The organism is Pedosphaera parvula Ellin514, assembly GCF_000172555.1.
Lineage (GTDB): Bacteria > Verrucomicrobiota > Verrucomicrobiia > Limisphaerales > Pedosphaeraceae > Pedosphaera.
The window spans coordinates 1-12168 of record NZ_ABOX02000046.1; the positions used below are offsets into that span (position 1 = coordinate 1).

The window sequence follows — 12168 nt, forward strand, 5'->3', positions numbered from 1 at the left end:
TAGTCCTTGATTATCGGTCATTCTCCTGACCACGATCATTTCCTCTCCTTTCGCATCCGCGTTTAAAACCTCCCCATTCGAAATCCAAACTTTCCTTTGACTCACCCGCCCTCTTTCCCCTATACAATCGCCCCTTGAAATTTTAGACATCACAACAACTGACCCCACCGCAAGCTCCCTCTGCCGTACGCGCCTCACCTGCAAAAAAATGGTGCCCGTCCGGAAGGACCGCACCATTCATGAAGAACCTGACCCGTTACACCCAAACTCTCCTGCGAGTTCTATCCGTTTTGCTCCTCTGCCTGGCCATCAACCCCGCCTCCGCCCAACCCGGTCCACCACCGCTGCCCACCGTCCTCGGCAGCCCGCTTACCTTTTGGCGCTTTGACGACACCAACTGGCTTTCCACCGCCTCCTTTCCGCCGCTGGTCTGGACCAACCTCGATTGCGTCCCTTCCTGGGATGGCAACGCCCTGCAAGTGGACAGCCCCAATCCGGCCGGCATCAACTACAAGTTGATTGAGAGCAACGGCCGCACCAATCTTACATTGGAATCCGGCACCCTCTGCCTCTGGTTCAAGCCCAACTGGACCAGCACCAACCTCGATGGCACCGGCCCCGGCGACTTTGGCCGACTGATCGATGTCGGCCTCTACACCACCAATGCCGCCTACGGCTGGTGGTCGCTTAACCTTGATCCCGCCGGCACCTACCTTTCCTTCTCCGCCCAGACCAACGGCGCCCAAGCCACCTACCTTTGCGCGCCCATCGCTTGGACCGCCGATGCCTGGCATCTCATCACGCTTGCCTACTCCTCCAGCAACTCCGCCCTCTACCTCGATGGCCAGCTCGCCACCAATGGCCCCGGCGTCACCTATTGGCCCGGCCCCGGCGTCCTCACCAACGGCTTTTACCTCGGCAGCGACTACACCGGCTGGCAACAAGCCCACGGCCAGTTTGAAAACCTCAAAACCTGGAATTACCCGCTCGATGCAACGCCATCAGCTACTACTACACCGTTTACGCCTCCCACATTCCAAACCTCTTTCCCGACCTTGGGTTGAGCCTCAATCCCGGCATCGATGCCCTCGCCGAATCCGGCCCGCCTTCCCCCGGCGACACCAACAATCCCCCAACCCAAAACAGCCTCACCAATTCCTATTCCGGCATCGTCTACGGCACGAACGATTTCTGGCTGGAAATCCTTCCCTACGGCACCAACAGCATCACCCAAGACACCAACTCCATCGCCCTCAAACTGCACGGCACCACCTCCGACATTGCCTACCAAATCTTAAGCAAACAAACCCTCACCGACGCCGTCTGGACCGTGGAACAAAACCTCCTCGGTGCCGTCGATCAGAACTGGACCCCTGCCACCGTCTCGATGACCAATCGCCCAACCCTCTTCCTCAAAGCCCTTGCCTACACCCTTGACACCGATGGCGACGGCCTCCCCGACTGGTGGGAAATCCAATACGGCCTCGACCCCAACAACCCCGACACCGGCAACACCGGAACTCCGGACGGCTACAAACAGGATACCGCCGGTGATGGCTGGACCAATTTGCAAAAGTATCAAATGGCATCGCTCCCAACGTGTTCACGATGCCTCCGGCCCCACAAGGCTTGAATGTGGTTCTCAGCACAAATGGAAACAGTGCAACGATAAGTTGGGTAATGTCACCAGGAAATGTGACGGGTTACTTAATTTACCGGCAAGACCATCCATGGAGCGGTTTTGAAGTTCTTACAAATGTGTCTCCAAATCAAACCTCCTTCGTTGACCTGAATCTCCCAGACGGTTCGGAATTTAAATACCTGATGCAAGCACAATACGGGGGAGGCAATTCGGCATTGAGTCCAGATTATGATGCTAACACTCAGTCGGATTATACCACAGATGCTTGGATCGTACGGGAAGCGCAGGGACGGCCTTGCTTGGTGGTTTCGAACATACCGCGAAACGTATCCGCACTTCGCGTTCAGTGGTCATCTTCTCCGCTTGATAGCGGAATGGTTTATCCAATTTTCGGATACGACATTAACGAGGAGGACTTGCAGACAATCAACTCTTCTCCAGAGGGATCAATAGTAATTCCCATCACATCATTGACAAATGGAGTTTATACATTCAATGCATCTGAACTTCCGCTCTACGAGAAATACGATTTTCAAATCCAAGCCTTAGGAACTGATGGCAAGCCGGGAAGAGCGATAAACCCCTACCCTTATGGAGGCCCAAGTTATCGTGGAGAACCATATATCGAAAATGCGAATATTCCCTTCTTGAATGGTTCGACGCAAATTGTAGAAAACGTCAAATTCCTGCTCCGCGTTGCTCAGACTAATAATCCTTTTTTTATCTGGAACATCTCGCATTGGCCGGACAATTTAAATCCTGGACAACGGGATTACGTTTTTGCGGGTTTTCATTACCGGCAGAGTCCGTTATTTGCCCCGCCTTCCATGTCGATTAACGAATTTCAGCCGTTTGAAGAAAATGCTTTCTACAGAAATTTTTGTTTCGACATTAACCTGATCGACAATCTTGGCTTTCTGAGTTCGGGTGTCGGTAGTTATGTCCAAAGCGACATAGATCCACTTACCAGTTTTCTGGATCCCTCGACAGAGCGGATCGGCTATGGCTTTTCGAGCGTGCTGAGCCTGACCTATCGTTTCAACACCGCCCAATACGTCAGCCACACCAATACATCACCGACTGCCTCGCTACTATCAGATTCTGCTTCCCAATGGATCTATTCAGATGACGATGCTATTGGCTGGAACGGTTTCGCAGGAACAATTAGCGGCACCAATACTGCCCTCATACTGCAGAGCAACGTTCGTAATATTTATGGCCTAAAGATACTCTCCGTCAAATGGCCAAGTCGCCAAAGAACTTTTCCCACAATCACGCCGGGCACAGTTATAGAAGATAACCTAAACGGAAGCTATTTCGCAGAAATCGAACAACCCACTTTGCAAACCGTCGGTTATTTCTTCGGTCGGCTAGGTATTGATCCCGTCCCCGGAGATCCGACATTCAACGTTACCAATTCAACCCCTTCGCCGATAATTATTCCTGTTGGAAAACCGTTTTCTCTCACGGCTTGGGCCAAGAAGGCAATTTCGAATGGCTATACCAACAAATTCGCCTACGCGGAACAATACTTCGACAAAGCCTACAAAATCGATGCCAACGGCAACGTCACCACCAACGAAACCGGCATCCTCTCCCCCTATGGCGAATTCTTCCCCACCGAACCCGGCAAAGTCGCCCTCGTCACCATGCCCGACATCGACAATACCAACCAATGCGGCACCGGCGTCGTCAACGTCATCAAACTCCAACTCGACGTCAACCACGACGGCGTCATGGACCAATCCTTCGCCGGCCCAGACAACACCTCCGCCGACCGACCTTTTCGATTCTGGGCCAATAATGACTATGATCGATTGCATGACGTGGATTGTTCCTTTGGGAGTTGTGATCACGTTGAGGATGATTTAGATCCAGGAACTGACGGTTTTCCTTTGAACAGCCTTCCTGACAGCCAGTTCACCGATCCGCGCACGGGACGGCCAGCCATTCCCAGCTTGCGTGATTTGGAGGACTACACCAGGCTTTGGGCGTCTGGGTTGTCGAATGTGATGGCTATAATGCCAACGAACTATACAGTAAAGCTGGTTCTGACAGGCGACGCCCAATTGAGAATATTCCGCGCCTACGAAAACGATGGTGGCACGAATTATTTGTTCGACGCAGCCACCGCCTCAAGCCAAGTTGCTCAGTCGGCTTCACTTTATCTTGGGCTGCTGACCTCCGATTCATCGATCACCCTTAGCGGAGGAACAAATCTCGGAGAGCACTTCATTTTCTGCGGCGCACAAACGGGCAGCGCAGAGGTAGATTTGCAGATACTCGATGGCAATCAAAACTTTGTTGCTGATGCCCCCTTTTACATTGAAATCAAGGACATCAAGCAGATGTACGAACGGTGGACAGTGGGAGACGAGCCATTGGTAAAACCAGCAATTACGGCAACCAGTGCAAAGGAGGGTGTTGTGTTACCATTCCAATATCTGCCTCCAACAGACAACAACACGCCTTACATTCTCTTGGTTCACGGCTGGAACATGAAAAAATGGGAAAAAGATCGTTTCGCCGAGGCGGCATTCAAACGGCTATATTGGCAGGGGTATCAGGGACGGTTTGGCATCTTTCGATGGCCGACCGGCAATGGAATTACGGATACACTCAGCGCCGTTCTTCATGCCCGCAACTATGACAATAGCGAGTTTACCGCTTGGACATCGGCAACAGGATTGCTTAACAAATTAACTGAACTCAATATGGAGTATCCGGGTAACGTTTACCTCATGGCTCATAGCATGGGTAACGTAGTGGCTGGGGAAGCATTGCGCCTGGCAGGAACAAACCATGTGGTCAACACCTACGTGGCCATGCAAGCCGCAGTGTCAGCACATGCCTATGATCCCGGCACACCTACATGGACAAGCGGCAGCACTCCGGATATTTATGCCAACTATTGGACCAATGGAGCGCCCTGTTACTTTAACGGAGTAAGCGGCACGGGGAGTCGTGCAGATTTTTACAATACGAATGATTTCGCTCTAAACGCCTGGCTTACGGACCAATATTGGAAACCCGATCATGGAATAAGTAGCTATCCAGGTTATTGGTACTCCACACCGGGGACGACGCATCCGTCGGGTTTTTACAAAATTTTTGGGTCAGGCGCGAACGATTTCAGCAATCTATACTTCCCAACCGACAGTTATGTGATTTTGGCTTACTGTGTTCAATCTCGCTCCTATTGCCTGGGAGCAACGGCGAGCGCGTCTGGATTCACTCCGCAAGATTTAAGTAGCGTGTGGCCGGGAGATACCCATCCTGAACTACATGGCCCCTACAGCGCTCACTTTTGGCACAGCGCGGAATTCCGAGCCAACAATATGGAGCAGAATGCTTATTGGAACCAGCTTTTACAGACTTACAAATTGATAAACCCACAATGAAAAAGACTATGTACTATTTAACCGGTTTAGCCGCCGTAATTTTGTTCAGTACAGTTTGGTGGTTTAAGACTCCAACCGCGCCAAGCCCAGCAGCAATGCCAGCAACACATCAACCGATAACGTCAAGTGAGGCCAAAGTGGTCATATCAGCCACGACAAATGTTGTTGCAAAAAATGAAGCCTCCTCCATCAAAAAAGGTTCCAATTCAGGGGCTGCAACGAGTCTTGCTTCCCTCCGCGACGCTTATGATAAGGGCTCGATAAGCAAAGGAGAGGCGATTCAGTCATCATTGATGGAGGAGAACAAAAAAACTCTCGACCTCTACGGACTGGTTGTTGATCAAAATGGTGAGCCTGTTGTGGGAGCGAAAGTTCGAGGGAGTATCGGCTTAAACGTCAACATGGTGCAAAGTGGCGGGGAGCTTCATTATACGGAAACCGATTCACAAGGGCGTTTCAACTTTCTTGGAATACATGGCGTTGGAATCGGGCTTTGGCCTCAGAAGGAAGGGTATTTTTACGATTTGAAGCTACCGTCACATCGTCCCGACAATTATCAGCCAGCCCCAAACAACCCCATTGTTTTGACCATGTGGAAGCTCAAAGGAGCGGAGTCGATGATACATGACAGTAAATTTTATGGAATCACACCTGACGCCCGTCCTTACACGATTGATTTGATAGAAAGGAAAAAAACTGAAGGCCAGAACGCCGGTGGTGATTTAGTGATTCAAATCCAGCGTCCGGCTCAAATCTCGCCGGGACAAAAGTTTGACTGGTCATTCGCAATGTCCGTGATTGATGGTGGATTGATCGAAGTTACAAACAAGACTTATCTCAATGAAGCTCCGGAGAATGGCTACGAGCAAAAACACGAAATAAAATCATCTGCATCTGACCCGCAATGGCAGTCTCAGATTGAAGAGACTTTTTTCTTAAAGAGCCGTAGCGGGCAGGCTTATGGTCATTTCCATATAACAGTAATCCCTCTTTATAGGGATACCGCCGTGTTCAAAATCGACTCTTACATCAATCCATCAGGTTCAAGGAATCTCGAATTTGATCCTGCGAAGCAAATCCGATGAGAAACAAACAAAATTTCGGTTTGGCAATCAGTTTCATTTTGTTATGCATGACTTCTTCTTGCAGTTTGATCCGCTTCTATTCGGGGCCACAAGGGGACGGATCTGGGCAATCCACTCCAATCAGTGCTCGCCATGCAGAGGAAAAATACACCGAATGGTGCAATTTCCCAGGGTACATCATTCCAAGAATTTGCGCCTACTACCAGTTGCACCCTGAGCGATTCAAACCCATTGGGCACGGCGAAGAAATCGAAATCGAGGGATTTGCCGCCTTTGTGCAAAATGACGACTACTTCAAAATGGGACACCGCTCTTCTTCTTGGGCAGGAAAACTTAAGGACCCGTGGGGCGATCCTGTTCACTTCGTTCAAGACCTAAACATGGACGGAATCATCGAAGCGGGCGGAGTACGCAGGCCAGTGTGGAACGAGGACGTAAATGGGAAAGTGGAGTTTACAAATCAAGATCATCACTTCGGCATTTTGAAGCAAAGCCCATTCAAAGTCCCTTATGGCATTCCAGAGGAAAGAATATTTGCTGTGACCTTCCACGATGCACGACCTCAAAAGGCTCCGTGAATCGTTGCGTTGGCCGGCAATCTCAATAGCTCTAGTGGCGGTGCTGTTCAGCTATTTCTACAACCGTAGCAGGCCAGAATGGCACTTACTTAAGGATTAACCAGTTTGCATTCCGTGGTCATACCGCCATTGCCATGGCCAAGTGTATGATTGAACTACGGCGCGGAATCCGCCTATTCTGTTCGTTTTATGAGCAAACCTGCCTGCCCGATGTGCGAAATGACTGATGTTTTGGAACACCCTGAACGCTGGGAATGCGTGACGTGCGGTCACGAGTGGGAGCGCACGCCCGAACCAGAAGCACCCGCAGGCCAGCGCGTCGTCAAGGATGCCCACGGCAATGTACTCGCCGACGGCGACCTGGTGATGCTGATCAAAGACTTGCCATTGAAGGGCTCGTCACAGGTGCTCAAAGGCGGAACAAAGTCGAAACCCATTCGTTTGGTGGATGGCGATCACGAAATCACCTGCAAGCTGAACGGAATTTCCATCGGCTTAAAAGCTTGCTTCGTAAAGAAGGTCTGAAGCCGGCATTTCCGCTTTCATCAGACTTGTCTCCCCTTTCATTCCGGTTCCTTTTCCCATTTCGGAAATATCTTTCGGCATTCGGTATAGAACTACGACCGCGAAAACCAACTCATCCGCGCCATCGTCGCCAACCACTGCAAGAAGCGCAGGAAGAACCTCAGCCCCTTCCGCATGCCTCAAACTCATTGCCTCACGATCCCAAAACAAAAGACCCCAGATTCAAACTTGGCGGCAATAGCAAAAAAAGAGGCCTTCAGTTATGAAGGCCTCTTTGTTGAATATATAAGAGTTAGGATACCTTAACGATCATAGGCCGGATATGCCGGAGTAGGGTGCGGCTGCTTATTAATAGGCTTAACGCTGTGGGTGGGCGTTGGCGTGGAAGGCGAAGTAGTCGTGGCAACCGGCGGCGTGGAAGGTGACGTAGAAGGCGGCGTGGCAAGAGGCGCGCTCGAAGCAGCCCCTGGAGTGACCATACCGTTCGCATCAATCTGGCCGCGAGCATTGCCAATGTCTGCAAAGACAATGGCACTTAATTGTGCCCTGGTGAGGCCGGTGCCATCCGTGCCGAACTGAAGAGAACTGGAACCAATAGCGAAATTGACGATTATGAGATTAAACCCGGTCCAATCAAAGTCTTTGCTGTCCGCGAAAGAAACCTTGCCGGATCCGTTAGCCATATCGATCGTAAGGGTACCTTGCAATTCCAATGTGCCTATGTTCTGGTCCAACCCTCCAGTTGCAAAAGTTGACGTACCAGCGACCTTTAAAGCATTACCGGATCCCAAGGCATTTATCTTCCCGGCAGTTATTGTGCCCTCTTGAATGACATTCCTTCCAATGAATGTGTTTGGAGCTGTGCCACCAAGGAAAAGCTTGCCCACCCCGGTTTTGATCAATCCGGAAAAAGTGCCAGTGTTGGTATTCACAATCTGTCCGGGACCTTTCGTTCCGACGGAGATCGTGCTCCCAGGTCCTGTTTTCATTGTGAGGGCGGCTGCTCCATTCAGATTGATAGTCCAAGGCGCAGCCGGAGCGTTATTATTACCATTAAACACGAAATCGCCCGCCTCTGCGTTAAAGGTCATCGCTGCCAATGGACCAGGCATGCCGTTATTGCCGGCGAGCTTGATTGGCACGTTAAATGTCTGGGTGCTATCATCCTTATTCACCAAACCGTTCACCTTGCCGCCTGCTCGGATGAAAAAACCAGAAACAGAACCATCTATGCCACTAAAAGTATAACCAGAGCCGCCGGGAGAAAAGTCAAAGCGCCCACCGACTTCCATACGTCCGGTCGGACCACCAAGATCCAACTTTTGAATCGCGGCGTCACCCGGGTAGATGGCACATGCTGCTGGTGCCGGCGGGGCGAATCCTGTGCTCCAGTTTCCGTTTTCCGCCCAACTATTATTAACAGTTCCCTGCCAGGATGTATCCGCGAATGAAGCAGGCACGACCGCCAGGTAAAATGCTGCAGCAAATGCGACGGAACTGATCGACAGATTCAAAGACCTTGGCAATGGCGGACTTAGTTTCATTTTCATTTCTTTTGTTTCGGAACGACTCACACCCTATTCCTGCTCCGCTAACTGCTTAGCGGGAATTAGGCCAACAAAAATACACTAACTACAATTACATGTTCGTGTAATGCGGCCCTGCAATTGTCCGGCTAAGTTCGCAGAAAGTTATAGTTTTATATACGGGTTTTTTGTTTTAACACTAATCGCAATCCGTCCTGCATGGCAAGGCAATTACATGTTCAATATCCGCGAGCCACCTATTACACACACCCTATCAAATCCCATCCCTCCTGCCCATTTCACCGGGCAACGCCTACTTTCCCCCCCCCTCAACCTGCAGTTTAGCCCCACGTTGACAACCTCGAGTCGCAGTGGAAGTTTCTTTCCATTCGAATTCAAGAACTTGAATGATCGAGGCCAATACAATTTTATTACTTGAGCATCAGGACAACCGTCAGTCTAATATTAAAACGGACCTGGAATCAAGGTTGGAAAACCCTGTCATCGTCATCAGGAATGTTCGCCATTTGACCGACTACCTGGAGGGTGCTGGTGAGTTCGCCAACCGCCAAAATAATCCTTTCCCTATTCTTGTGTTGCTGGACCTTCAAATGCCCGACGAGCAAGGCTTTAGTGTTCTGGAATGGCGTCGCAACCATCGCATCAAGGAAATTAGGCGATTACCCTTCGCCCTCATCACCCAACTCAAAGATATCGGAACAGTAAACCGTGCCTACGCCTTGGGTGCAGATACTTTTTTTGCGCGTCCGTTCAACTTCATTGATTTTCAAAACTGGATCACCCACTTCAATTGGCTCCAGATGAAAAATCGACGCATCGTTCCCGCCGTCGGCTCCGGCGTCTGAAACACTGGTGATGCAGGCTCTTCAGCACGTAAAACTTTTACGTTTGCAGCCAAAATGCTGGTTTTGCAACGGACCACGGACCAAATAATCGATTCAGCTTTCATGTTGGACTGAAAAAAGAGTATATTGCGCTCAGCGATTTCCAATGGCGACCAAACCGCGCCTGGCAACGCCAACTGTTTACAAAATTATGGAACCATCTTTGCCCACTGTTTTACTTCGTCCCGGAGAAGCCGACCGTATCGTCGCCGGTCATCCCTGGATTTATGGCGGGTCCGTCCTTCGCCTCACTCAACCAGCTGAAGACGGTGCTTTGGTTCAGGTAAAAGACCATCGTCAACGCCTTCTGGGCGTCGGGCTTTACAATTCAAAGTCAAAAATTAGCGTTCGCGTTCTTGCGCCGGACCGTGTCACTTTGAACGAAGCCTTTTTTGAAGAGCGCATTCGAGCCGCCCTGGCAGTCCGCAAAAAACATCTCCCCGGAGCATCCTCGTTCCGCGTCGTGAACGCCGAAAGCGATTTCCTCAGCGGTCTGGTAGTCGACAAATATGAAGATGTCTTGGTGGTGCAGACCTCCGCCCTGGGCATGGACCAGCGCAAATCTTTAATCGTTGACGCATTACAAAAGATTTTCTCACCTCGTTGCATCCTGGAACGCAACGACACGGCTTACCGTAAATTCGAAGGCTTGGCCGATGCCAACGGCATTCTGATCGGGGAGCTTACTGGTCCGGTGACCATCAACCTCAATGGCCTCTCCTTTGAAGTGGATATCCTCGGTGGCCATAAAACCGGTCTTTATCTGGATCAACAGGCGAATTATCAAGCCGTGGCCGAATTGACGAAAGGCGGGCAGGTCCTCGATTGTTTCAGTTTTCTGGGTGGCTTCGGTTTGCACGCCGCCCGTGCCGGCGCAGCGCACGTTCACATGCTGGATCAAAGCGCAGACGCCATCGCCGCATCCTCCCGCAATGCTGCCGCCAATGGTCTGGCTGAAAAATGTTCAACCGAGACCATAAATGTTTTCGACTGGATGAAGGCTCAAACCGCAGTTCAGCCTCACGAAAAGGTGGTTCCAAAATTCGACGTCATCATTCTCGACCCGCCTTCCTTCACCCGGAGTCGCGCAACGGTACCGGATGCTCTGCGCGGCTATAAGGAAATCCATCTGCGCGCTCTGAAGCTAATCAAGGCTGGTGGTACTTTGGCCACTTTCTGCTGCTCGCATCATGTCGATGCAGTCACGTTTCAGGACGTGATTCTTTCTGCAGCATATGATGCCCGTCGGATTCTCCGGCGTGTTGCGACTTACAGCCAATCGCCGGATCATCCCATCATTCCTTCCATTCCTGAGACAGAATACCTGAAAGGTTTCGCCTACGAAGTGGTAAGGTAAACCTCAAACACTGGCGGCTTGGGTCATTAACTCCCGCTGCCAGTTCATCAGATCCGGCGCATGACGGTCCCAATCCTCCGCCAGATCCAGCAACGTGGCGCGACTGGCAATTAAGGTCGGATCAATGCCCAACTCGGTTGCCCGGGCATCACGACGTTTTTGCAACTCCTCAACTCGGCGACGGTCTGCTTCGCTCAACCGCCTCGCTTCATGTCTCAACGGTTCCGGCTGTTGTTCGTGGGGAACTGACAGCCCACGCTTGATCGCTTCACTCAAAGTGGCGCGCCTCCGGTCAGAAAACTTTTGCGGCAACAACGGCTGCACGGGATGACCGCTGGCGGCGGCCGCGGATAAATCAATCAACGTTTCATGTCTTAATACAAAATAGGGTGGGCGGTTTGCGACTATCGCCTCTGCTTCCCGCCAGCGCCAAACTTCCCTTAAGACTGCAAGTGCCGGCCGGTACAAACGATTGCTCCCTTTGATTCGCCACACCAGGTCAGGATCGGGCTCGGGATTTTGTGAACATTCGATGATCAATCGGGCACACAATTCCTGATGCCAGCCCAGCCGGCCTTTGACTTCCAGGTCCGACTTCAGCCTGTCAGCCAAATGTTTTAAGTAGTGGGTATCGTTCCGCGCGTATGCCTCCATTCGTGGAGTCAGTGGTCTCTTCGCCCAATCCGCCTTCTGTGAGCCCTTTTCCAAGGTCACCCCCAGGTAATGCGCCACCAGATGCACCAATCCGAATTGTGTGTGCCCCAATAGCCGGCTTGCGAGCATCGTATCGAAAATCGCCTTGGGCACGAACGCATGATGCTTCCGCAGAAGACGCAGATCGTAGTCAGAACCATGCATGATCAATTCATGCCCCCCAAAAGTATCCAGCAGCGGGTCCAGATTGATTCCCGATAGGGGATCAATCAATTCGTCTCCCAATGGGGTGGTAATCTGCAGAAGACAAACTTTTTCCGGGTAGGCATGCAGGCTATCCGCTTCGGTATCCAAGGCAACCCAGGGAGTGCTGCTAAGCCGCCCCAGTAAATTTTTCAACGTTACGTCGCTATCAATCACTTTTTTTAATCTAAAGCCATTTGCCCAAGGTGGAAATGAGAAAAACATTTACTGACATTCCATTCGAGTGACTTA

At 51.0% G+C, this 12168-nt stretch carries 10 protein-coding genes; 8 read left to right on the plus strand and 2 right to left on the minus strand.

Annotated elements, in window-relative coordinates:
* The first annotated feature begins 239 nt into the window (after window positions 1–239).
* From CFLAV_RS24975 to CFLAV_RS25000, 6 genes are all read left to right on the plus strand, one after another.
* The gene (locus CFLAV_RS24975; protein ID WP_007417654.1) at window positions 240–1064 is read left to right on the plus strand and encodes a LamG-like jellyroll fold domain-containing protein; all 825 of its coding nucleotides are present in this window, start codon (window positions 240–242) and stop codon (window positions 1062–1064) included.
* On the plus strand, window positions 1061–1633 hold the full coding sequence (locus CFLAV_RS24980) for a hypothetical protein (protein ID WP_007417655.1): 573 nt from the start codon (window positions 1061–1063) through the stop codon (window positions 1631–1633). Before CFLAV_RS24975 ends, CFLAV_RS24980 begins: the two co-directional genes overlap by 4 nt.
* Window positions 1634–1680: 47 nt before the next feature.
* Entirely contained in the window at window positions 1681–5043 is a 3363-nt protein-coding gene (locus tag CFLAV_RS24985) for an alpha/beta hydrolase (protein WP_150107584.1), read from the plus strand.
* Window positions 5040–6128: a carboxypeptidase-like regulatory domain-containing protein gene (locus CFLAV_RS24990; RefSeq protein ID WP_007417657.1), complete on the plus strand. Its 1089-nt coding sequence runs from the start codon at window positions 5040–5042 to the stop codon at window positions 6126–6128. Before CFLAV_RS24985 ends, CFLAV_RS24990 begins: the two co-directional genes overlap by 4 nt.
* A complete protein-coding gene (locus tag CFLAV_RS24995; protein ID WP_007417658.1) occupies window positions 6125–6706 on the plus strand; it encodes a hypothetical protein in 582 nt (193 codons plus the stop codon). The genes CFLAV_RS24990 and CFLAV_RS24995 overlap by 4 nt, the downstream gene beginning before the upstream one ends.
* Window positions 6707–6895: 189 nt before the next feature.
* Complete coding sequence (locus tag CFLAV_RS25000; RefSeq protein ID WP_050785948.1) at window positions 6896–7231, plus strand: zinc ribbon domain-containing protein YjdM; 336 nt, start codon at window positions 6896–6898, stop codon at window positions 7229–7231.
* A gap of 302 nt (window positions 7232–7533) precedes the next feature.
* Here CFLAV_RS25000 and CFLAV_RS25010 read toward each other — a convergent pair whose 3' ends face one another.
* Entirely contained in the window at window positions 7534–8781 is a 1248-nt protein-coding gene (locus CFLAV_RS25010) for a hypothetical protein (RefSeq protein WP_007417661.1), read from the minus strand.
* A 383-nt stretch (window positions 8782–9164) separates the two neighbouring features.
* Between CFLAV_RS25010 and CFLAV_RS25015 the strand changes: the two genes are divergently transcribed.
* Entirely contained in the window at window positions 9165–9623 is a 459-nt protein-coding gene (locus CFLAV_RS25015) for a response regulator (RefSeq protein ID WP_007417663.1), read from the plus strand.
* Between the two features lie 190 nt (window positions 9624–9813).
* Window positions 9814–11019 carry a class I SAM-dependent rRNA methyltransferase gene (locus tag CFLAV_RS25020; RefSeq protein ID WP_040550140.1) on the plus strand — a complete coding sequence of 402 codons (1206 nt, stop codon included), beginning with the start codon at window positions 9814–9816 and terminating at the stop codon, window positions 11017–11019.
* Between the two features lie 3 nt (window positions 11020–11022).
* Here the strand turns inward: CFLAV_RS25020 and CFLAV_RS25025 are convergent, their stop codons facing one another.
* Window positions 11023–12093, minus strand: coding sequence for a ribonuclease D (locus CFLAV_RS25025; RefSeq protein WP_040550142.1), 1071 nt, complete (start codon window positions 12091–12093; stop codon window positions 11023–11025).
* Window positions 12094–12168 lie beyond the last annotated feature (75 nt).

Excerpts from the sequence above, each read along its gene's own strand:
- CFLAV_RS24995 (WP_007417658.1), top strand. The coding sequence starts at position 6,125 with ATGAGAAACAAACAAAATTTCGGTTTGGCAATCAGTTTCATTTTGTTA.
- CFLAV_RS24990 (WP_007417657.1), top strand. The coding sequence starts at position 5,040 with ATGAAAAAGACTATGTACTATTTAACCGGTTTAGCCGCCGTAATTTTG.
- CFLAV_RS25020 (WP_040550140.1), top strand. The coding sequence starts at position 9,814 with ATGGAACCATCTTTGCCCACTGTTTTACTTCGTCCCGGAGAAGCCGAC.
- CFLAV_RS24985 (WP_150107584.1), top strand. The coding sequence starts at position 1,681 with ATGTCACCAGGAAATGTGACGGGTTACTTAATTTACCGGCAAGACCAT.
- CFLAV_RS25010 (WP_007417661.1), bottom strand. The coding sequence starts at position 8,781 with ATGAAAATGAAACTAAGTCCGCCATTGCCAAGGTCTTTGAATCTGTCG.
- CFLAV_RS25015 (WP_007417663.1), top strand. The coding sequence starts at position 9,165 with ATGATCGAGGCCAATACAATTTTATTACTTGAGCATCAGGACAACCGT.
- CFLAV_RS25000 (WP_050785948.1), top strand. The coding sequence starts at position 6,896 with ATGAGCAAACCTGCCTGCCCGATGTGCGAAATGACTGATGTTTTGGAA.
- CFLAV_RS24975 (WP_007417654.1), top strand. The coding sequence starts at position 240 with ATGAAGAACCTGACCCGTTACACCCAAACTCTCCTGCGAGTTCTATCC.